Annotated in this window: 20 protein-coding genes and 1 riboswitch; of the genes, 7 read left to right on the top strand and 13 right to left on the bottom strand. The window is 59.9% G+C overall.

What is annotated here, in order from left to right; translation table 11 throughout:
• Window positions 1–157: 157 nt before the first annotated feature.
• From PHI30_RS07260 to metA, 3 genes are all read left to right on the top strand, one after another.
• Window positions 158–604 carry a hypothetical protein gene (locus PHI30_RS07260; protein WP_300025933.1) on the top strand — a complete coding sequence of 149 codons (447 nt, stop codon included), beginning with the start codon at window positions 158–160 and terminating at the stop codon, window positions 602–604.
• 803 nt (window positions 605–1,407) lie between these two features.
• The gene (locus PHI30_RS07255) at window positions 1,408–2,691 is read left to right on the top strand and encodes an O-acetylhomoserine aminocarboxypropyltransferase/cysteine synthase family protein (protein ID WP_300025931.1); all 1,284 of its coding nucleotides are present in this window, start codon (window positions 1,408–1,410) and stop codon (window positions 2,689–2,691) included.
• Entirely contained in the window at window positions 2,692–3,639 is a 948-nt protein-coding gene (gene metA, locus PHI30_RS07250; RefSeq protein ID WP_300025929.1) for a homoserine O-succinyltransferase, read from the top strand.
• Window positions 3,640–3,690: 51 nt separating this feature from the next.
• On the opposite strand, the gene udp is transcribed toward metA, so the two are convergent.
• From udp to PHI30_RS07185, 13 genes are all read right to left on the bottom strand, one after another.
• Window positions 3,691–4,464 carry a uridine phosphorylase gene (gene udp / locus PHI30_RS07245; RefSeq protein WP_300025927.1) on the bottom strand — a complete coding sequence of 258 codons (774 nt, stop codon included), beginning with the start codon at window positions 4,462–4,464 and terminating at the stop codon, window positions 3,691–3,693.
• Between the two features lie 135 nt (window positions 4,465–4,599).
• The gene (locus PHI30_RS07240; RefSeq protein WP_300025925.1) at window positions 4,600–6,987 is read right to left on the bottom strand and encodes an endonuclease MutS2; all 2,388 of its coding nucleotides are present in this window, start codon (window positions 6,985–6,987) and stop codon (window positions 4,600–4,602) included.
• A 47-nt stretch (window positions 6,988–7,034) separates the two neighbouring features.
• Complete coding sequence (gene recO, locus PHI30_RS07235; protein WP_300025924.1) at window positions 7,035–7,817, bottom strand: DNA repair protein RecO; 783 nt, start codon at window positions 7,815–7,817, stop codon at window positions 7,035–7,037.
• A 221-nt stretch (window positions 7,818–8,038) separates the two neighbouring features.
• Window positions 8,039–8,938 (bottom strand): GTPase Era, encoded by a 900-nt coding sequence (gene era, locus PHI30_RS07230; RefSeq protein WP_300025921.1) that lies wholly within the window; start codon window positions 8,936–8,938, stop codon window positions 8,039–8,041.
• An 89-nt stretch (window positions 8,939–9,027) separates the two neighbouring features.
• Window positions 9,028–11,856, bottom strand: coding sequence for an excinuclease ABC subunit UvrA (gene uvrA / locus PHI30_RS07225; RefSeq protein ID WP_300025919.1), 2,829 nt, complete (start codon window positions 11,854–11,856; stop codon window positions 9,028–9,030).
• Between the two features lie 62 nt (window positions 11,857–11,918).
• Window positions 11,919–12,314 carry a hypothetical protein gene (locus tag PHI30_RS07220; protein ID WP_300025917.1) on the bottom strand — a complete coding sequence of 132 codons (396 nt, stop codon included), beginning with the start codon at window positions 12,312–12,314 and terminating at the stop codon, window positions 11,919–11,921.
• 4 nt (window positions 12,315–12,318) lie between these two features.
• Window positions 12,319–12,822, bottom strand: coding sequence for an aminoacyl-tRNA deacylase (locus PHI30_RS07215; RefSeq protein ID WP_300025915.1), 504 nt, complete (start codon window positions 12,820–12,822; stop codon window positions 12,319–12,321).
• Between the two features lie 6 nt (window positions 12,823–12,828).
• Window positions 12,829–12,999, bottom strand: a complete 171-nt coding sequence (locus PHI30_RS07210; RefSeq protein WP_300025913.1) for an EamA family transporter — start codon at window positions 12,997–12,999, stop codon at window positions 12,829–12,831.
• A 5-nt stretch (window positions 13,000–13,004) separates the two neighbouring features.
• A complete protein-coding gene (locus PHI30_RS07205) occupies window positions 13,005–14,195 on the bottom strand; it encodes a hypothetical protein (RefSeq protein ID WP_300025911.1) in 1,191 nt (396 codons plus the stop codon).
• 15 nt (window positions 14,196–14,210) lie between these two features.
• The gene (locus PHI30_RS07200) at window positions 14,211–15,623 is read right to left on the bottom strand and encodes an MBOAT family protein (RefSeq protein WP_300025909.1); all 1,413 of its coding nucleotides are present in this window, start codon (window positions 15,621–15,623) and stop codon (window positions 14,211–14,213) included.
• Between the two features lie 24 nt (window positions 15,624–15,647).
• A complete protein-coding gene (locus PHI30_RS07195; protein WP_300025906.1) occupies window positions 15,648–16,385 on the bottom strand; it encodes a hypothetical protein in 738 nt (245 codons plus the stop codon).
• A 1-nt stretch (window position 16,386) separates the two neighbouring features.
• The gene (gene uvrB, locus PHI30_RS07190; protein ID WP_300025903.1) at window positions 16,387–18,357 is read right to left on the bottom strand and encodes an excinuclease ABC subunit UvrB; all 1,971 of its coding nucleotides are present in this window, start codon (window positions 18,355–18,357) and stop codon (window positions 16,387–16,389) included.
• A gap of 92 nt (window positions 18,358–18,449) precedes the next feature.
• Entirely contained in the window at window positions 18,450–19,124 is a 675-nt protein-coding gene (locus PHI30_RS07185) for a RadC family protein (RefSeq protein ID WP_300025901.1), read from the bottom strand.
• 230 nt (window positions 19,125–19,354) lie between these two features.
• A riboswitch (M-box (ykoK) riboswitch) is annotated at window positions 19,355–19,517 on the top strand.
• A 113-nt stretch (window positions 19,518–19,630) separates the two neighbouring features.
• Between PHI30_RS07185 and mgtE the strand changes: the two genes are divergently transcribed.
• The 4 genes from mgtE to PHI30_RS07165 all read left to right on the top strand — a co-directional run bounded on the left by mgtE (window position 19,631) and on the right by PHI30_RS07165 (window position 22,155).
• Window positions 19,631–21,007, top strand: coding sequence for a magnesium transporter (gene mgtE / locus PHI30_RS07180; protein WP_300025899.1), 1,377 nt, complete (start codon window positions 19,631–19,633; stop codon window positions 21,005–21,007).
• Window positions 21,008–21,174: 167 nt separating this feature from the next.
• On the top strand, window positions 21,175–21,366 hold the full coding sequence (locus PHI30_RS07175; protein ID WP_300025896.1) for a DUF1540 domain-containing protein: 192 nt from the start codon (window positions 21,175–21,177) through the stop codon (window positions 21,364–21,366).
• Between the two features lie 67 nt (window positions 21,367–21,433).
• A complete protein-coding gene (locus PHI30_RS07170) occupies window positions 21,434–21,787 on the top strand; it encodes a TSUP family transporter (protein ID WP_300025893.1) in 354 nt (117 codons plus the stop codon).
• Entirely contained in the window at window positions 21,784–22,155 is a 372-nt protein-coding gene (locus PHI30_RS07165; RefSeq protein ID WP_300025890.1) for a sulfite exporter TauE/SafE family protein, read from the top strand. Before PHI30_RS07170 ends, PHI30_RS07165 begins: the two co-directional genes overlap by 4 nt.
• The last annotated feature ends 21 nt before the right edge of the window (window positions 22,156–22,176 follow it).

The raw sequence follows: 22,176 nt of genomic DNA, 5'->3' as shown, positions 1-22,176 counted from the left end.
AGAAAAAGTTTACGCTGGCAACGGTTAAATCCGGCGTTTTATGTGGATATTTCCTGCTGGATATGGATTGGACGCAAGAGGATCGTAATCAATTTATTAACATTGTAAACAGTATTAACAAGCTTGACGATGGTCAAGAAGAAGGGAATTAATCAACATGGCTATCAATTTTTCTACTATCAATCTTGAAGTTCTGGATCTTAGCACCAATGTAATGCCTGATCTTTTCATTAACCAGAATGGCGTTACCTTTAGCAAGCGCATCCTGGAAGATATGAATTACCCTCAGAATGTGCAGTATTGCACTGACCCTGCACATCAGATTTTTGCCATTCGCGTTTGCAAAAGTAACGAGGCAAAATCTGTGCCGTTTTCCAAGACCAGGGGCGAACAGACCAGCACGTTGAGCTGTGGCAATAAAAATCTCCACGATGTGCTTGCAACCCTCATTCCTGCGTATCAGCCGAAAACGCGTTATAAAGTGGTTGGTGCGTACGATGCAGAGAATCGCGTGATGTATTTCGATCTGTCAACAGCTGAAATTTCGGAATTCCGTGCACCCAATGCTGCCGTGATCTCCGCAACGGAGTCTACGGAATATTGATCATGTCGCTGAATCAAAATGTGGTTCAAAGCCTTACATATATAATTAAGGTCTCGTCGCGTGTTATCCTAAATTGGACGCTTCTTCCCACCGTACTTTCCTGCAAAGATTTCTAACCGCATAAACCGGATGATGACGTCACACTGATTTTTCAAAAACGATCGATAGATTTCGACGCATTTTGCATTTTGGGGAAAATTATCCAGGCAAAACCAAATTCAGATTCATTGGTCAGGGATAAGAACAAGAAAAACCAGGGTGCATACGAATGAATATCTATTTGGCAAAACAGAATGTGCCCTCCACGCCAAGCTTGAGAGAAATGCAAAACAAAATCTATACCATTCTTTTGATTAGCTTAAAACAGGCATCAATATCTCCACAAAATAAAATAAAAGCCTCTAACCATTGGTACCAAAGCGATACCATGGGTTAAAGGCTTACTGTATGTTCTTTTTAGATATTGACAAACGGTTGCGCTCTTTTTATAATAAGCCAAAGCGATGATGGAGAGGGACGAGGACAGACGCCTTCAGAGAGCCGGCGGGTGGTGGAAGCCGGTGGCGGAAATTTTCAGGTCCTATGGCTCCTGAGCTGGACGTTCGAGGGCGGAAAGCCGGTAGGGCGTCCCGTGTGCGCTGCGTGAAGGCGACGGGGTTGTTGGACCCTATGAGTGGCGGACGGTCTTGGGACCGCCGCAATTTGAGTGGTACCGCGGAAGCTTTACGGCTTTCGTCTCAAAGAAACTTCTTTGGGACGAAAGCCGTTTTTTTCGTTCCAGACAATTGAAAGGAGCGCTTATCATGAGTAACTACCGTCCGGAAACCATTTGCGTGCAGGGGGGCTACACCCCCGGCAGCGGCGAGCCCCGTCAAATCCCCATCATCCAGTCCACCACCTTTAAATACGCCACCAGCGAGGAGATGGGCAAGCTCTTCGATCTGGAGGCGAGCGGGTACTTTTACACCCGGCTGCAAAACCCCACCAACGATTACGTGGCGGCAAAAATTGCCCAGCTGGAGGGCGGCACGGCGGGTATGCTGACCTCCTCCGGTCAGGCGGCCAACTTCTTTGCCCTGTTCAACATTGCCTCCTGCGGGGACCACATCGTAGCCTCCTCCAGCATTTACGGCGGCACCTTCAACCTGATTTCCGTCACCATGGCGAAGATGGGCGTGGCGTGCACCTTCGTCGGCCCCACCTGCACGGACGAGGAACTGGAGCGTGCCTTCCGTCCCAACACAAAGCTGGTGTTCGGCGAGACCATTGCAAACCCTGCCCTGACTGTGTTTGACATCGAGCGCTTTGCCAAGGCCGCCCACCGTCACGGCGTTCCCCTGATCGTGGACAACACCTTTGCCACCCCCGTGGGCTGCCGCCCCTTCCAGTGGGGCGCGGATATTGTGACCCACTCCACCACAAAATATATGGACGGACACGGCGCGGCCGTGGGCGGCGCCGTTGTGGACAGCGGCAAATTCGACTGGCTGGCCCACGCCGAGAAGTTCCCCGGTCTGTGCACCCCGGACGATAGCTACCACGGCGTCACCTACGCGGAGAAGTTCGGCAGAGAGGGCGCGTTCATCACGAAATGCACCGCCCAGCTAATGCGGGACTTCGGCTCCATTCAGGCCCCCCAGCACGCCTTTTTGTTGAATCTGGGACTGGAGAGTCTCCACGTCCGCATGGCCCGCCACTGCGAAAACGGGCAGGCCGTGGCGGAATTTCTATCCCGGCATCCCAAGGTGGAGACCGTCCATTACTGCGGTCTGCCCGGCGACCCCTATTACGCGCTGGGTCAAAAGTACCTGCCCCACGGCTCCTGCGGCGTGGTGTCCTTTGAGCTGAAAGGCGGCCGCGCCGCGGCGGAGGTTTTTATGAGCAATCTTAAGCTTGCCGCCATTGAGACCCACGTGGCAGACGCCCGCACCTGCTGCCTGAATCCCGCCACCTCCACCCACCGCCAGATGACCGATGCGCAGCTGCAAGAGGCCGGCATCCCCGCGGGGCTTGTCCGGATGTCCTGCGGACTGGAGCATCAGGACGATCTGATCGAGGACATTTCACAAGCACTGGAGGCTATTTAAATGCCCATCAAGATTCCCAATCAGCTGCCCGCCACCAGCACGCTCACCCAGGAGAACATCTTCGTCATGACGGAGACCCGGGCCATCACGCAGGATATCCGTCCGCTCCAGATCCTGCTGCTCAATCTGATGCCCACCAAGGTGGACACGGAGACGCAGCTGGCCCGCGTGCTGGGCAACACGCCCCTGCAAATCGAGCTGGAGCTGATTGCGCCCAGCGGTCACGTGTCCAAAAACACCTCCCAGGCCCACATGCTGGCCTTTTACAAGACCTTTGACGAGGTGCGCCAGCGCACCTTCGACGGCTTGGTCATCACCGGCGCGCCGGTGGAGCTGCTGGCGTTTGAAGAGGTGGATTACTGGCCGGAGCTGTGCGAGATCATGGAGTGGTCCAAGACCCACGTCCACTCCACCCTGCATATCTGCTGGGGCGCGCAGGCGGGGCTGTACTATCATTACGGCATTCCCAAGCGCCCTTTGCCGCAAAAGCTTTTCGGCGTGTTTGAGCACACCGTGGAGGACCCCAATTTCATCCTCTTCCGGGGCTTTGATGACACCTTCTGGGTCCCTCATTCCCGCAACACCACCGTGGACCGGGCGGACATCGAGGCCGTGCCGGAACTGAAGATCCTTGCCGCCTCGGAGGAGGCCGGGGTCTACGCGGTCAAGACGGCCCAATGCCGTCAGGTATTTTTGATGGGTCACGCGGAGTACGACCGGGACACCCTGCGCAAGGAATATATGCGGGACCTCAATGCCGGGGTGGATGTTCCGCTTCCCCAGCATTACTTCCCCCACGGGAATCCCAACGAAAAGCCGCTGGTCGCCTGGCGCTCCTGCGCCCACCTGCTGTATACCAACTGGCTGAACTACTGCGTCTACCAAACGTCTCCCTATCACATTCAGGACATTGAGCGGGGCGTTCGGACGGAAGAAACGGAAGCATAAAAAAGATTCCTGCCGCTTAAAGCGGCAGGAATCTTTTTTACGCTCCGGCCTTTATGTACCGGCCTTCCGGTCCTCTTCGATCAGCAGCTTCAGTCCCTCCACCGCCACGCGGACGGACGCGGAGGTATCCTCGCTCATCTTCTGGTCGAGGCCCGCCGCCTCTCGCTCCTGATTCCACACCACATGGAAGCAGGACCCGCAGCGACAGCCAAGGGCCGCCGCCACAACGAACAGCGCCGCAGACTCCATCTCGCTGGCCTTCACGCCCAGCCGCTTCCACGACTCCCATTTCTGCTTAAGCTCATAGTAGACCGGGGAAGCCTCCGGGCTGTGCTGGCCGTAAAAGCTGTCCTTGCACTGGACAATGCCGGTGTGCAGCGGCAGGCCAAGGGTCTTGGCGGCTTTGGCAAGGCAGGCCGCGATCTCAAAATCCGCCACCGCAGGAAATTCCAGCGGGGCGTACTCCCGGCTGGTGTGCTCAAAGCGGATGGCGCCGGTGGCCACCACGATATCCCCGGACTGGACATTCAAATCGATGCCGCCGCAGGTCCCGGTGCGGACAAAGGTATCCGCGCCGCACTTGTGCAGCTCCTCCATGGCGATGGCCGCAGAAGGCCCGCCGATGCCCGTGGAGCAGACAGTGACCTTCTCCCCCAGCAGCGTGCCGGTCCAGACGTTGAACTCCCGGTTATGAACAACCGGGTGCGCGTCCTCAAGCAGGGCGGCAATGGCGGCCACCCGCTCCGGGTCGCCGGGCAGAATACAGTAACGGCCCACGTCGCCGGGCACACAGTTGATGTGATATTGTCTGGAAAGCGCCTGCATACGCCTCACCTGATCCTTTCTTTTCTCCGGTATGGCAGGGAAAATCAGCCGTTGTAAAGGGACACCCAATGCCCCTGCGTCTCCTGCCGACTTGCCCTTTGGGATGGCGTTTTTCAGCGCGCCGCCCCTTTTTCCTTATTTCAGCGTCACCACGGTGACGCCGTTCTCCCCCTCGCCGTAGACGCCCAGGCGGAAGTCCTTTACAGCCTTGTTCCGCCGCAGGATCTCATGGACGGCCTTGCGCAAAGCGCCGGTGCCCTTGCCGTGAATGATGGTGACGGTCTCCAGTCGGCCCATCACGGCGGCGGAGAGGAAGTTTTCCACCACCGCCTCGGCTTCCAGTGTCTCCAGCCCCCGGATATCCAGCTCCCGGGCAGCGGACGCTCTCAGCTCACGGGGCGCACTTTGCCGACGGGCGGCGGCGGGCTTTCTGGCCGCCCTCTCATCCGCTTCGATGAGGCGGACCTCCTCGGCCCTTGCCTTCATTTTCAAAACGCCGGCCTTGAGCTGCAAGGCCCCGTCCTTTCCAACGGACGTGACCTCCGCCGGGGTGCGGACCCCGGGAATCTCCACCAGATCCCCCACCTGAATGGGGCGGCTGGGCTTCGGGATCGGCTCCTGCCGGGCGTCCTTTTGGGAAACGGCTCCCTCCGCCTCGTTCAGAGCGCGGAAGAGATTGGCCCGGGCCTCGTTGACATTTTGCGCCCGGTCGGCCTTCGCCTGCTGCTTTCGCATCTCCGAAAGCTCGGAAAACGCCTGCTCCGCCGCGGCCCGGGCGTCCCGCAAAATTCGTTTGGCCTCCGCCTCGCCCCGGCTGCGGGCGCTCTCCTTGGCCCGCTCCATCTGCTCCCGGAACTCCCGAGCCTTGCGGGCGTCCTCCTCCCGCTGGGCGTAAAGGCGGCTTGCTTCCATTTCCCGCTTTTCCAGCGCCTGCCGCTTGGTCTCCAGCTGGGCCAGTACGTCCTCAAAGCGGACGCTCTCCCCGTTCATCTGGACCTTGGCGGCTGCGATGACCTCCTCGGGAAGCCCCAGCCGCTTGGAGATGGCAAAGGCGTTGGACTTGCCGGGAATCCCGATCAAAAGCCGGTAGGTGGGGCTGAGGGTCTCCACGTCAAACTCGCAGGAAGCGTTTTCCACTCCGGCGGTGGTCATGGCAAAGGTTTTCAGCTCCGCATAGTGGGTGGTGGCCGCCGCCTTGGCGCCCACGCCCCGCACGTGCTGAATGACGGCAATGGCCAGCGCCGCGCCTTCCACCGGGTCCGTGCCCGCGCCCAGCTCGTCGAAAAGGACCAGACTGTGCCGGTCCGCCTCTTTCAAAATGTTCACGATATTGACCATATGGGCCGAAAAGGTGGACAGGTTTTGCTCGATGCTCTGCTCGTCGCCGATATCCGCCAAAACCCGCGCGTAAACGGACACCGCACTGCGCTCCGCCACGGGGATGTGCAGTCCGCACTGGGTCATCAGCGTCAAAAGGCCCAGCGTTTTGAGGCTCACCGTTTTGCCGCCGGTGTTGGGACCGGTGATGACCAGCGTGTCGAAGGTGTCCCCCAGCTCGATATCAATGGGCACCGCGCACTTGGGGTCCAGCAGGGGATGCCGGGCCCGGCGCAGGCGGATGGCCCCGTCCCGCCGGACCTCCGGCCGGACGCCGTTCATCTTGTAGGAGAGCGCCCCCCGGGCAAAGATCAGGTCCAGATGCACCAGCGCGTCGTAGTCCCACTGGATGTCCTCCCGATGGGCCGCCGCCTCGGCGGAAAGCTCCGCCAAAATCCGCTCAATCTCCTTTTGCTCCTTGGCCTCCAGCTCGATGAGCTCGTTGTTGGCCTGCACCACGCCCATAGGCTCCACAAACAGCGTCGCCCCGGAGGAGGAGATGTCGTGGACAAGACCCGGCAGGTCGCCCTTGTGCTCCGCCTTCACCGGCACCACAAAGCGGCCGTCCCGCTGGGTGATCAGATTCTCCTGCAAAACCTTCCCGTAGGTCGGCGAGGAGATGATCTTTTGCAGGATCTGGCGGCTTTTGGCCTGCGCCGCGCGCATATGGCGGCGGATGTCCCCCAGCTCCGTGGAGGCGGCGTCTGCAATGGTATCCTCGTCGGGAATGCACCGCTTGATCTTCTCCTCCAGAAACCGGTTTCCGTGGAGGGACAAAAAGAGGTGGTCGACGGCGGTCCGCTGCGCCATCGCGTCCCCCAGATATTCCCTGCCCCGGCGGGCGGCGGTGAGGAGGTCCGCAATGGTCAGCAGCTCCCGGGTGTTCAACACGCCGCTCCGGTCCGCCCGGTCCAGCGCCTCCCGCACCGGCTTCACGCCGGAGAAGGAGGGGCTGCCCCGCAGGCCGATCATCTCCCGGGCGGCGTCGGTCTGGTCCAGCAGACGCTCCACCTCCTCCGCCTCGGTCTCGGGGCGGACTGCCAGTGCCCGGGCCTTCGCCTCCCCACTGACGGCCTGCTCGCAAAGCAGGCCCAGCACCCGGGGCAGCTCCAGGGTGCGGATAGATTTGTCAAATAATTCGCTCATAACATTTCCTCTTCGTATCATTTCGCTTTAATTATACGAAACGTACTCTATTTCGACGGAATTTCCGGGGGCTGAAGGCTCTTATAAAAGTCCAGCGTGCGAAAGCTCCGCTCCAGCTGGGCGGCAAGAAACGCCTCCGCCGCCGCGGACAGGCGCGCCAAGGCCGGATTTCCCAGCGTGAAGCCATACAACCGTTTGGGGTCTCCATAGACGATATGCCGCAGCGCCGCCAAAGAGTCCGGGCACAGCGGCATGGAGAGCGCCCGCGCCCCGGCGGCGGCGCCGCAGCCGCGGCACCGCAAAACCCCCTGCACCACATCCAGCAGCGGCCCGTCCGGCTCCGGTGCGCCGCAGTAGGCGCAGCCGTCCACCAGCGGTTCATACCCCGCCAGAGCCAGCAGCCGCAGCTCAAACGCGGGTTTTACCAGCGCGGGCGGCTTTCGCAGCGTTCCAAGGGCGAACAGGCCGTTGAGCAGATGGCGCAGCAGCTCCGGCGCGGCTTCCCCCTCCGTGGTGACGGCCTCCGTCAGCTCGGCAAAGTAAAAGCCCAGCGCCATGGCGTCCAAATCCTGCCGCAGGCCGTCAAACAGCTCCAGCGAGGCGCCCTCGTTGGCATAGTACCACTCTCCCTTTTGGTAAAGTGTCCACTCCGACCAGACCAGAGACTGGGCGCAGGCGGCGTATTTGCTGTTTTTGCGCCGAGCGCCCCGGGCGATGACGGCGATCTTGCCCCGCTCCTGGGTCAAAAGGGTCAAAATCTTGTCCGACTCCTTCGTCTCGGTCTCCCGCAAAACGATGCCCCGCGTGACGATGTAGGGCGTTCCAGCCATAGAGGCCTCCTTCTACTTATGTACGGGGGCGCGCTCCCCCGACCATTACGCTTTTGGCCCGTCCTCTCCCGCCGCCGAACGGTACAGCACATAGGCCAGCGGGTCGCCGGTGAGGCAAAAGGACTCCCAATAAACCGCAGCATCCATCTTGCAGACCTCCTCTTTCAGGAATAGTCTGTGGAAAAATGTCGAATTTGATAACTGGAAAATTCAGCGTTTTTTCAATCGTCGTGATAACCGAAGGAGCGGACGTAGTTCACATTGTCCCGCCAGTTCTCCTTGACCTTCACCCACGTTTGGAGGTAGACCTTGGTGCCCATAAATTTTTCGATATCCTGCCGGGCCAGCGTGCTGATCCGCTTGAGCATCACGCCCTGCTTGCCGATGATGATGCCCTTGTGGCTGCTCTTTTCACAGTAGATGGTGGCGTCCACGTCGATCACGCCGGAATCCCGCTCGGAAAATTTCGTGATCTCCACCGCGGTGCCGTGGGGAATCTCCTTGTCAAGACACACCAGCAGCTTCTCCCGGACGATTTCCCCCACCACCTGCCGCTCCGGCTGATCGGAGGTCTGTCCGTCCGGAAACAGCTGGGGGCCTTCGGTGGCGTATTTTGCAAGCTCCGCCATCAAATCGTCCAGACCGCTGCGAGTGTGCGCGGAGATGGGGATGATGGCGTCAAAGCCGTCCCACGCCTCGTTGTAGGCCGCAATCACCGGCAGCAGCGCCGCCGGTTCCACGGTGTCGATCTTATTGATGCAGAGAATGGCGTGCAGGTGCTCTTCCCGGATGCGCTCGATCAGCGCCAGCTCCGGCGTGCCCACGTGGGCAATCGGCTCCACCAGCACCAGCGCGCAGTCCACGTCGGAGAGGCTGGAGGTGATCACCTTGACCATATAGTCCCCCAGAGCGGACTTGGGCTTGTGGAGACCCGGCGTGTCCAGCAGGATATACTGGGTGTCGTCCCGGTTCACCACGCCGTAGATCCGGTTTCTGGTGGTTTGCGCCTTGTTGGAGACGATGGCGACCTTTTCGCCCACCAACGCGTTGGTGAGACTGGATTTGCCCACATTGGGCCGTCCGCAGACGGTGACCATGGCGGTTTTTGTGATTTGATTCATAGGTAATCCTCAACTTTCTTTTTGAGCAATTTTATTGTTTGCCGCTGTCGCGGCGAAGCTCCTTTGGGATACGCGGTTCCCGCCGCGATTTATGGCGCCAGCATTTTCTTTAAATACTGGCCTGTATAGCTCTCGGGGCAGGCGGCCACCGTCTCCGGCGTGCCGGTGCAGACGATGGTTCCGCCGCCGTCGCCGCCCTCGGGGCCCAGGTCGATGAGATAGTCGGCGCATTTGATGACGTCCAGATTGTGCTCGATGACCACCACGGTGTTTCCGGTATCCACCAGCTGGTCCAGCACCTCCAGCAGCTTGCGCACATCGTCGGTATGAAGGCCGGTGGTGGGCTCGTCCAAAATATAGATGGTCTTGCCGGTGGCCTGCTTGGAAAGCTCCGTCGCCAGCTTCACCCGCTGGGCCTCGCCGCCGGAAAGCTCCGTGGAGGGCTGGCCCAGCTTCACATACCCCAGCCCCACATCCTGCAAGGTCTGGAGCTTATTGCGAATTTTCGGCAGCGCCGAGAAAAACTCCAGCGCCTCGTCCACGGTCATGTCCAGCACCTCGGCAATGTTTTTGCCCTTGTAATGGACCTCCAGCGTCTCCCGGTTATACCGTCTGCCCTTGCACACCTCGCAGGGTACGAAGATGTCCGGCAGGAAATGCATCTCGATTTTTAAAACGCCGTCGCCGGAGCAGGCCTCGCACCGTCCGCCCCGGACGTTGAAGCTGAACCGGCCCGGGCCGTAGCCCCGGCTTTTGGCCTCCTGCGTGGAGGAAAACAGGTCCCGGATGTCGTTGAACAGTCCCGTATAGGTGGCGGGGTTGGACCGGGGCGTCCGCCCGATGGGACTTTGGTCGATGTCCACCACCTTGTCCAGATGTTCGATGCCCTCGATGCCCTCGCACTTGCCGGGGTGGGTCTTCATGCGCATGAGGTCCGCGCCCAGCCGCTTGAAGAGCACCTCGTTCACAAGGGAGCTTTTGCCGCTGCCGGAGACGCCGGTGACCACGGTAAAGGTCCCCAGCGGAAATGCCGCGTCGATGTGGCGCAGGTTGTTCTCCGCCGCGCCGACGACCTTCAAAAGCTTTCCGTTTCCCGTGCGCCGGTGGGTGGGGACGGGAATTTTTATCTTTCCGGAGAGGTACTGCCCCGTCAGGGAGTTGGGGTTCGCCATGACCTCCTCCGGCGTGCCCGCCGCCACCACCTCGCCGCCGTGGACGCCGGCGCCGGGTCCGATGTCGATGAGATAGTCGGCGGCGCGCATGGTATCCTCGTCGTGCTCCACCACCAGCAGCGTATTGCCCAAATCCCGCAGATTCCGCAGCGTGGCCAGCAGCTTGTCGTTGTCCCGCTGGTGCAGACCGATGGAGGGCTCGTCCAGAATGTAGAGCACGCCCATCAGGGAAGAGCCGATCTGAGTGGCCAGCCGGATGCGCTGGCTCTCGCCGCCGGAGAGCGTTCCCGCCGCTCGGGAGAGCGTGAGGTACCCCAGCCCCACGGACTGCAAAAAGCCAAGGCGGGAGCGAATCTCCTTCAAGATCCGGTCCGCGATGAGGCGCTGCTGGTCCGTCAGGGTCAATCTGTCTGTCCACTTCAGCTCATCCACCACGGAAAGGCGGGTCAGCGCGTCGATATCCACGTCTCCCACCGTCACGGCCAGAGACTCCTTTTTCAGGCGGCGGCCCTTGCAGGTGGGGCAGGGACACTCCGCCATCAGCTCCTCCAGCTCCCGTTTGCTGGCGTCGCTCTGGGTCTCCTGATAGCGCCGCTCGATATTGTTGCAAATGCCCTCAAAGGGCTGGTACAACACGCCCTTGCCCCGGGGCTGGTCGTAGTGCAGCTCCAGCTTTTCCCCGCCGGTTCCGTAGAGGACGATTCCCTGTACCTCCTCCCCCAGCTCGTCCCAGGGTGTGGTCAGGGCAAAGTGGTACTTCTTGGAAAGCGCCTCAAAATACATGCGGGCAATGCCGTCGGAGCGGATGTTCCCCCAGCCGGAGGCCTGAATGGCCCCGTCCAGAATGGAGCGCCCCGGCTCCGGCACGATCAGCGTCGGGTCCACCTTCAGCTGACTGCCAAGGCCCGTGCAGGTGGGGCAGGCGCCAAAGGGATTGTTGAAGGAAAACATCCGGGGCGTCAGCTCCTCCATGGAGATGCCGCACTCCTCGCAGGCGTAGTTTTGGGAGAAGAGCAAATCCTTCTCCTCCCGCAAAAGGTTGATGACCGCAAGGCCCCCCGAGAGGGCGGAGGCGGTCTCCACGCTGTCCGTCAGCCGCTGCTGGATGTCGGGCCGGATGATGAGACGGTCGATGATGACCTCAATGGTGTGCTTCTTGTTTTTCTCCAGCGCAATGTCCTCATCCAGTTCGTAGAGGTTTCCGTCCACCCGGACCCGGACATAGCCGGAGCGCTTGGCGTCCTCAAAAACCTTGGTGTGCTCGCCCTTTTTTCCCCGAATGACAGGGGCCATCACCTGAATCCGGGTCCCCTCCGGCAACGAGAGCACCTGATCGATGATCTGGTCGATGGTCTGCTGCTTGATCTCTCTGCCGCATTTGGGGCAGTGGGGCGTGCCCACCCGCGCCCACAGCAGACGCAGATAGTCGTAAATCTCCGTCACGGTCCCCACGGTGGACCGGGGATTCTTACTGGTGGTCTTTTGATCGATGGAGATGGCGGGGCTGAGCCCCTCGATATAATCCACGTCCGGCTTGTCCATCTGGCCCAGGAACATCCGGGCATAGGAGGAAAGGCTCTCCACATACCGCCGCTGACCCTCCGCGTAAATGGTATCAAAGGCCAGGGAGGATTTTCCGGACCCGGACAGGCCCGTCACCACCACCAGCTTGTCCCGGGGGATGGTCACGTCGATATTTTTCAGGTTGTTGGCCCGGGCGCCCTTGACAACGATTTTATCCTGCATGTGCGTCTCTTATCTCCTTAAACTGATATCTCACAGGGCCGGTCTCCCGGCCGCTGTTCGCGTTACACGGATTCCATCAGCGTTTGAAAGCGATCGATGGCTTTTTCCGCCGTTTTTTGATGAATCAGTCCCTCTTTTGCCCAAGCAGTCACGCAGCACATCCCGTCGGTCATCACAATTTCCATGACCGCCGGATTGAGATTTGCAGCGCCGCTGCCCATCACCACCCGGATACACGCAGGGGCAGGCTCTTCCAGCAGCAGGACCGGGAGGTGATTCAGCGCCTCCAAAGCCGCCGCCAAAAATTTCTCCGGAGAGCCATCCTTCACAGGGAACGACCGGCTGACGACCTGCGCCTTCATTCTGCGGTACCCCCTGCGGGCCAACGCGTATGTCGATGTGGAAAATATCCCGTCAAAGCATTGATTGAGCACCTCGGCAGCTTCCGCGGCATCCATATTCTCACTCCTCCACGATGATATCCGCCGTTTTTCCGCCGGTCAGCGCCAGCAGCGCCCCCGGCGCGGCCTCTACCTGCGCGCCGATTCTTCCGGCGGAGATGTAAATGGTCTCGTACGCCAGCGCCGTGGCGTGGAAGATCACCGGAAACGCCTTTTTCATCCCCACCGGGGAGCAGCCGCCCCGCACGTATCCCGTGACGGCGTTGATCTGCGCCACTGCCAGCAGCTCCACGGATTTTTCTCCCGCCGCCCGGGCAGCCTTCTTCAAATCCAGTGTTTCCGCCACCGGCACTTCAAATACATAGATGCCGTCGGAAATTCCCCGGGCCACCAGCGTTTTAAAGCCCCGCTCCGTGTCCTGCCCCAGCGCCCTTAAAACGTGGACGCCGTATTCCCGGGTGCCCTCCGGCCCTTCGCTTTCCTCGTAAAAGTGGGCGGTATAGGGAATCCTCTTCTGCTCCAGAATCCGCATCACATTGGTTTTTTCTTCCTTGCTCTTCGCCATACTCTTTTACCTCAAAATCCAAACGCCTGCTAAAACGCACACGATCCCAACGATGGTCAAAGCGCCAAGCAGCTCTCCAAACGCCAGAATTCCCACCGCAGACGCCACCACCGGCTCAAAGCTCGCTAAAATGGACGCCCGCCGGGCGGCACGCCGGTTCGTTTTTTCCGTCTCCATGGGGCTTACTCCTCCCACACCGCGCCGTTTCCGGTGGTGGTGTAATAAAACGTGTCGTTTTGCACGCACAAAACGATATCCGGCTGGTAGTCGCTGATATAGTCCTTCAGGCTCTTTTCCGTGTAGTGCCGCAGGTCCAGAATCCGAGTTTCGTCAAAGGAAGCGTAGAGCAGCGTCTCCATGGCGTTGGTAAAGGAATCCCCGAAGATCAGTGCCTTGGGCAGCGTGGGACGGTTGGTTTTCAGCACCGTCTCTCCAAAATCGCCGCCCATATAGAGATTGTAGGTAGTGGGCAGGTCCGCCGTCTGTGGCAGCACGAACAGGGGCTTGTCGCTATTTTGCCCGTTATCGGTGCGGGTAAAGGCCACCGGCTGGCGCTGGACGCCGATCACTGCCCGCTCTTCATTGGGCCAGAGATTATAGAGCTTCCGGCTCCGGGAGCCGATATAGGGATTTGGCAGAATCTGAAACTCCAGATCGTCCTCTTCCAGCACGGGGAGGTCCCACCCGTCGGCGTTCAGGTCCGCCAAAATGGCGCGGTAGGCGGCATACGCGCCGTAGTAATTATAATGGTGGTCCACGGCAGAGTAAAAATTTGCAGGATGGCCCTGGGCGTCGTACACCGCGCCCATGTCCAAAAAGGGAATCCCCTGCGCCGTCAGGGCGTCCGCAAAGGCCTTGTCCGCCCCGGCAGCCTCTTTTTGATGGCTGCTCAGGTAGGACGGAAACAAGTCTTCAAAATAGACCCGCTGCTCCGGAAATCCCACAAAGTAAAAGCTGCCGCCGTTTGCCCGGATATGCGCGTCCAGCTTTTGATAATCCGCCGCGATGGTTTTCGCCGGGCCGGGATAGGACTCCGGCGCCCATTCCTCATACTCCATAAAAGGCAGCAGCACCGACTGCGTTGTGAGGATGCCGTTGACCACCGGGCGGCGAAGCACCTGCATCTGCACCGCCGTATCCGCCTTCAAAAGCGTGGTCCGGCCGGGGACATGGTCCGAATACCAGCTCTCAAACGCGGAGGCAAAGCTGCCGTCCCAAAGGCTCTCCCACGTAAGCGCGGGAAACTGGGCGAGGGCTCGATTTTCATAATAGGCGCTGGTCTCCTGATGGGACCACAGCGCAACACCCGCCGGCACCGCCAGCAGCACCGCCAGCAAACAGGAAAGGAATATCCTGTCGGTTTTTTTCGCCATGGAAAGGGTCTCCTCTCAAAACTGGAAATACAGGAAGGAACGGAAGGTGGAGCTGAGCAGCCGCACCACGGACCAGCCAAAAAGGCAAAAGGCCAGCGCCTGCGGTCCCACCGCCAGCGTCACCCCCGAAAGACGGCTCCTGCGCCCGGACAGCCATGCTTGCAGGGCGTTCTTCACGGGCAGGGCGGCAGGGATCGCCACCAGCAGTTCCCACCGGAATTGGCGGAGATAGTATGCCGTCTCGCCGCTCCACGCGCCGCCGGGGGCTGCGCCAAACAGGGCGGAGAGCATCTCCCCCACCTGCGCAAGACTTCCTGCCCGGAAAAACACCCATCCCACGATGATGAGCACCAGCGCATACCCGTGGCGCAGCGCAGCGGGCAGCTTCTCCAGCCCCCGGCCCCAGAGAAATTTTTCCCCGGCCAGCACCACCGCGTAGTAAAGGCCCCACAGCACAAAATTCCACGCGGAGCCGTGCCACAGTCCCGTCAGCATCCACACGATGAAAAGATTTACAAGCTGGCGTCCCTTGGCGCAGCGGTTGCCGCCCAAGGGGATATACACATAGTCCCGAAACCAGAAGGAGAGCGTCATGTGCCACCGACGCCAAAACTCCGAAGCGGATTTCGCGAGATAGGGGTAGTTGAAATTCTCCGGCAGGTGAAAGCCAAACACCCGCCCCAAGCCGATGGCCATATCCGTATAGCCGGAAAAATCAAAATATAATTGCAGCGTGTAGGCAATGGCGCCCAGCCACGCAAGGGACACGGTCAGCCGGTCCCCGGCGGCAAAGGCCCCGTCCGCGATCTGGCCCAGCGCGTCCGCCAGCAGGACCTTCTTGGCAAGACCGAAGCAAAACCGGGTGGCCCCCGCTTGGGCGTCGGCGGCGGTCTCCTGCCGGTCCGTCAGCGCCGGGGCAAACGCCCCGTACCGCAGGATGGGGCCTTGCAGCAGCTGGGGAAAGAAGGCCATGAACAGCGTGAAGCGGAAAAGACTCCGCTCCGGTGGGATGGTACCGCGGTACACATCCGTTAAATACGCGATGGCCTGAAAGGTGAAAAAGGAAATGCCCGCAGGCAGGACGATGGCGGGCGTCGCCACGGAAAGGCCCAGCGTTTGCAGGCTGCCCAGCAGAAACCCCGTGTACTTAAAGTACCCCAGCGCGGCAAGGTTTAGAAAAATTCCGGCAAGGAATACGCCTTTGCGCCATCTCCGCCCGGTCGACGCCAGCAGCGCCGCCGCCCAGTTGCCAACGCAGGAGGCCAGCAGCACCGGCAAAAGGCGCAAGCCGCCCCAGAGGTAAAACGCCAGACTGAACACCAGCAGCAGGAAATTCCGTCCGGTGCGAAGCCGACTGGGCGTCAGGAAATAAAACAGCAATACCGCCGGCAGGAAACCGAACAGGAAGGCCACGCTGCTAAAGGCCATGGAATCACATCTCTTTCGTAAAAGTTAGGGCAGCTGCAAAAGCGCCGCCGTATAGCCGGCAAACAGCAGAAATGGATATACCACCCAGCTCACCCGCTGCATGGAAAGATAAAAGTCCGACGGCTCCGGGTCCCGGACGTCGCAGCAGTGCTGCATGGTAAAAATCGTCATGGGAAACGCGGCGTCCAGCGCCACCAGCACAGAAAAAAGCGCCATCAAGAGGTACAGCGCCCAGCTGCCCCGGGCCGCCAATTCCGGTCCGGAGGCAAGGTAGGCCACCTGCCCCCGCGTCAACTCCCGGACCGCAGGCGCTTCGCCCGTCACGAACACAACGTCGATGTCCCACGTGCCGTCGGGCAGATACCAGCCGCTCAGGGTATCGGCGGGGTCGTAGCCCCCTTCAAAGAGCATCTGATCGTTCTTCCGAATGCGCACGCCGTCCACCATCTGCCCCCGCTCCGTTTGGATGGGCGGAAGGGGATACGCCATGGTATACGCGTCCCGGCTGCCGTCTCCCTTCTCGCAGATGACCTGCTTGGTGTTCTCCCCGGCGGAAGAGACCGCGATGCGGACGCGCTCCCCCCGCACCTTCCCGGTGTAAACCGTTTCACCGGCGGATTCCTCCACCCGCAAAAGCGTCTCCTCAAAGGCCACGCCCCGGAAAAGCAGGTGGGAGACAGCCATGAGGATGCCAAAGCCCACCAGCATCGCCGCGACGGCTATCAGCGTTATTTTTTGCAGCTTGGTGCGCGTCTCCTCCATCTCACTTCTCCCCTCGCAGCTCGATAATGCGGTCCCGCAAAACGGCGGCGTATTCGAATTCCAGCATTTTGCTGGCTTCCTTCATTTCCTTTTCCAGCTTGGCGATCTCCGCGGAGCGCTCCTGCTCGGAGAGCTTGCGCTTCTTCCTGCCCCGGATAGTATCCCCCTCCGCGGTCCTGGAAATCTCCAGCACCTCCCGCACGCCCTTGATGATGGTCCTTGGCACGATGCCGTGGGCCTGGTTGTACGCGTCCTGAATGGCGCGGCGGCGCTCCGTCTCGTCGATGGCGGCGCGCATGGAGGGCGTGATCTCGTCGGCATACATGACCACCAGTCCCTCCGCGTTTCTGGCGGCGCGGCCGATGGTTTGGATGAGGGAGGTCTCCGAGCGGAGGAAGCCCTCCTTGTCCGCGTCCAGAATTGCCACGAGAGTGACCTCCGGCAAGTCCAGACCCTCTCGCAAAAGGTTGATGCCCACCAGCACGTCGAATTCGCCCAGGCGCAGGTCCCGGATGATCTCCATGCGCTCGATGGTCTCCACGTCCGCATGCATATACCGCACGCGGATGCCCGCGTTCTTAAAGTATTCCGTCAGGTCCTCCGACATTTTCTTGGTCAGCGTGGTCACCAGCACCCGCTCGCGTCTCGCGGCGCGGGTCTGGATCTCCTCCATCAAATCGTCGATCTGGCCGGTGACGGGCCGGACCTCCACCCGGGGGTCCAGCAGTCCGGTGGGGCGGATCACCTGCTGGACGATGTTGTCCGCCCGCTCCCGCTCGTAAGGTCCGGGGGTGGCGGAGACGAACACCGCCTGAGCGATATGGGTTTCAAATTCCTCGAATTTCAGCGGGCGGTTATCGTAGGCGCAGGGCAGGCGGAAGCCGTACTGCACCAGAGAGTCCTTTCGCGCCCGGTCCCCGTTGTACATGGCCCGCACCTGCGGCAGCGTCACATGGCTCTCGTCCGCAAAGAGCAGGAAATCATCGGGGAAAAAGTCCAGCAGCGTCATGGGCGGGGAACCGGCGCTCCGGTTGGAGATGATGCGGGAATAGTTTTCGATGCCGGAGCAATATCCAAGCTCCGTCATCATCTCGATATCGTACTCCGTCCGCTGGCGAATCCGCTGGGCTTCCACCAGCTGGTTGTTGTCGGTAAAGCGCTGGACCTGCTCTTCCATCTCCCGCCGGATCTCCCCGATGGCCTTTTCCATTTTATCCTTGGTGGTGACATAATGGCTGGCGGGATAGATGGCGATATGGCCCAGCACCCGGTTCACCGCCCCGGTGAGGGGCGCAAAGTCGCTGATGCGCTCGATCTCATCCCCGAAAAACTCCACCCGGATGGCGTGGTCCTTATAATAGGCGGGATAAAGCTCCACCGTGTCGCCCCGGACACGGAACATATTCCGCTCAAAGGCGATGTCGTTGCGCTCGTACCGGATCTCCACCAGACGCCGCAACAGCTCGTCCCGGTCCCACCGGGCGCCGGTGCGCAAAGAGACCACCAGTTTGGCAAAGTCGTCCGGCTCGCCCAGTCCGTAAATACAGCTGACGGAGGACACCACGATCACATCCCGCCGCTCCAGCAGGGCGCAGGTGGCGGACAGGCGCAGCCGGTCGATCTCGTCGTTGGTGGAGGCGTCCTTTGCGATATAGGTATCCGTATGGGGAATATACGCCTCAGGCTGATAGTAGTCGTAATAGGAGACGAAATACTCCACGGCGTTATTGGGGAAAAACTCCTTGAATTCCGCGCACAGCTGGGCCGCCAGCGTCTTGTTGTGGGCCAGCACCAGCGTGGGCCGCTGCACTTTTTCGATCACCTTGGCCATGGTGAAGGTCTTGCCGGAACCGGTGACGCCCAGCAGCACCTGCTCCTTCAGGCCGTTCTCGATCCCCTCCGCCAGGGCGCGAATGGCCTGGGGCTGGTCGCCGGAGGGCTGGTATTCAGAAACAACTTCAAATTTCGGCATAACACGCTCCATGTAATCATCTGCCCGGCGGTTTTCGCCGGACGCCACAAGTCCCTCAGGGCAGCGCCACGCAAAGATTGGGCGGTGTTGCCCTAGGTGAGATAGCCGCTGTCCGCCATGGACACGAAATCCCCGTCGGCCACGATGATGTGGTCCGCCAGCTGAATACCGATGGTGGTCAGCGCGGCCTTGACGCGGGCGGTGGTGCTGTAATCCTCCGGCGAGGGCAGCGCCACGCCGCTGGGATGATTGTGGGACAAAATCACGGCGCTGGCTCCTGTCAGCAGGGCGTTTTCCACCAGTTTCCGGATATTCAGATTGGCGGAGGACACGCCGCCCTCTCCCAGCCGCTTGCAGGAAAGAAGCTTTCCCTTCCGGTCCAGGCACAGCTGGTAGATCACCTCGTTCTTCTCATCGGAAAAGCGCTCCAGCAGGTAGGCTCCCGCGCTCTCCGAAGAATTCAGCACCAGGTCCTGACTGACGTCGGCCAGACGCGCCTTCTTGCAAAGCTGCGGCACCAGATGCAGCAGCACCGCCGCCCGCTCTCCCACGCCCCTCACCCGCTCCAAATCCTCAACCGGTGCGGAGAGCACGGCTGACAAAGAGCCGTAGCGCTCCATCAGCTCGTGGGCGATGGGGTTGGTGTCCTGCCGGGGAATGGCGTAATACAACAGCAGCTCCAGCGCCTCATGGTCCGCAAAGGCATCCAGATTTCCCTGCTGAAACCGCTGGCGCATCTTTTCTCTGTGTCCGTCGTGGACCCCCATGGAGCAATTCCCCCTCCATCAGCATACCTACTTTTATTTAATATCGTATTATATCACATTTTTACAATACCTCACAAGGTATTTCTCTACCCTCCAGTCCAGTTTATCATACCACGCCGGCTTTATTCGTGCAACACATGTTCGATTTATTTTGATTTGCCGCGGGCGCAATTTGGTTCCATGGGTTGACACCGGTCGTTTTTTGGCATACTATAAACACAATAAAAGTGCATAACGTCCGGTAGGTAAGGCTACCACAGGGATATGGATCGCTGCCGCAAAATGATGGAGACATCATGCGATGGTTTGAACAGGCGATATCGAACAGGAAGGTATCATCTAATGCGATTTCACTGCCTTGTGAGGCTAAAGCTTGAACGGTTGGGAAAACTGTCCGCAGAGGCGGTTTTCCGGCAAGATGGAATTTCTCCAGTCGTACCGGGCGGAACGACTGGAGTTTTTATTTTCACAATCATTTGGAAGGGAGGAGACACGCCGTGTTTGATATGGAAAACAGACGCGCGGAATTACTGGATAAAATAGAGGAGCTGATCCTCCGAAAACAGTATGCGCAGCTGCGCAGTCTCCTTCTTCCCATGGAGGCGGCGGACATCGCCCAGCTGTGCGAGGAGCTGAGCGAGGAGCAGCTGCCTTTGGTGTTCCGGCTACTGCCCAAGGAGCTGGCGGCAGAGGTTTTTGTGGAGCTGGATTCCGATGAGCAGGAAATGCTGATTCGCGGTTTTTCCAACACCGAGCTCAAAGAGGTGCTGGACGAGCTGTATCTGGACGATACCGTGGATATCGTGGAAGAAATGCCCGCCAACGTGGTCAAGCGCATTCTCCGCCACTCCGACCCGGACACCCGCAAGAGCATCAATGAAATTCTGAAATATCCGGAGGATTCCACGGGGTCCATCATGACCACGGAGTATGTGGATCTGCAAAAGGACATGACGGTGGCAGCCGCCTTCAAGCGGATTCGCCGCACAGGCCCCGACAAGGAGACCATCAACATCTGCTATGTCATCGACAAGAACCGCCGTCTCATCGGGCTGGTGTCCATCCGGACGCTGCTGCTGGCGGACGAGGACGCGGTGATTGAGGACATCATGGAGACCAGCATCGTCTCCGTCTCCACGCTGGACGATCAGGAGCTGACCGCCCGGGCGCTGAGCAAGTACGACTTTCTGGCCCTGCCGGTGGTGGACACGGAAAATCGGCTGGTGGGCATTGTCACCGTGGACGACGCCATGGATGTTTTGCAGGACGAGGTCACGGAGGATATCCAGCTGATGGCGGCCATTCTGCCCTCCGACAAGCCCTATTTGAAAAACGGCATTTTTGAAATCTTCCGGGCCCGCATTCCGTGGCTGCTGCTGCTGATGATCTCCGCCACCTTTACCGGGCAGATCATCGCCAAATTTGAAACCGCGCTGGCGGCGTTTACCGTGCTCACCGCCTATATCCCCATGCTGATGGACACCGGCGGAAACTCCGGGTCTCAGGCATCGGTGACGGTGATTCGCGGCGTCTCTCTGGGGCAGATCAAATTTTCCGACCTTCCCCAGGTGGTGTGGAAGGAGACGCGGGTCTCCATCGTCTGCGGCGTGGTGCTCTCCGCCGCCAATTTCGTCAAGCTGATGCTGGTGGACCGGATGCTCTTTCACAACAGCGCCGTCACCGTTCCCGTGGCCGCAACCGTTTGCGCCACGCTGATCCTCACCGTGTTTTGCGCCAAGCTGGTGGGCTGTACACTGCCGCTGCTGGCAAAGAAGATCGGCTTTGACCCGGCGGTGATGGCCTCGCCGTTCATCACCACCATTGTGGACGCCATCTCTCTTTTGATTTATTTTCAGTTTGCCGCGCTGCTGCTGGGCATCTGAACCGGGCAAAGAAAAAGAGGAGCCGTAAGGCTTCTCTTTTTCTTTGCCCAAGGCGCAAACGCCGGGGCATTCAATTTTTTTAAAAAACAGAATACATAGTTTTCCCGGCACGGTACACACTACCTAACGGCGAAAAGCCAATATTCTTCATGCAGGAGGATCATTTTATGAACAAGGATTGCACCAACACCGGCTGCGAATGCACCCCCAACCAGAGCGTCAAGTGCTCCGTGAACAACTGCGCCCACCACTGCCAGGACACTCAGTACTGCGGTCTGACCGCCATTCAGGTGGGTACCCACGAGACCAACCCCACGCAGGTGGAATGCACCGACTGCCAGAGTTTCAAAATGAAGTAATCCTGCGGTCCGGGGGGAGAGCCTTCTTCCCCCGGACAAAGGGTACATGACGGGAGGAGGCGACGCCATGGGTCCGAAGTGGACGGCGCGCATCGCGGGCGGCGCCGCGGGACTTGCCAACGGGCTTTTCGGCGGCGGGGGCGGCATGGTGTTTCTGCCCATTTTATCCCGGTGGGGTGCGCTCCCCCAAAGAAAGCTCTACGCCACCTGCGTGGGGGTTATTTTTCCGGTGTGCGCCGTATCCGCCGCCGTCTATCTCTGGCGGGGCGGGGTCTCCCTTTTCACGGCCCTTCCCTATCTTGCAGGCGGCCTGATCGGCGGTACGCTGGGCGGCAGGCTTTACGGAAAGGTCCCCACGCAGTTTCTAAAGTGGCTGTTTGCCGCTTTTCTCTTTTATGCGGGGGTGAGGTATCTGCGATGACAGAGTGGCTGCTTCCTTTCCTTTGCGGTCTGGGCGCGGGCATCATCTCCGCATGGGGTGTGGGCGGCGGAACGCTTTTGCTGCTGGTGATGACGCTGTTTCTGGGCGTGGACCAGCGGACGGCGCAGGGCGTGAACCTGCTGTTCTTCCTGCCCACCGCCGCCGGCGCCCTCCTCTGCCACGCAAAAAGCGGGTTTCTGGACAAGCCCACGCTCTCCTCCGCCGTTCCTGCGGCGCTGGTGACGGCGCTGCTGGGCGCCTGGATCTCCACCGGCCTTGAGGTGGAGGTCCTGCGAAAACCCTTCGGCGTCTATCTGCTCCTCTCCGGCGTCAGTCTCATTCTGCCCCGAAAGCGCAAAAAAAAGTGACCGGACTTCCGGTCACTTTTT

It is taken from the genome of Oscillibacter sp. (genome assembly GCF_028693505.1).
Lineage (GTDB): Bacteria > Bacillota > Clostridia > Oscillospirales > Oscillospiraceae > Oscillibacter.
Note: the sequence above shows the minus strand (reverse complement) of the source record. Positions and strands in the feature narration are given on the sequence as shown.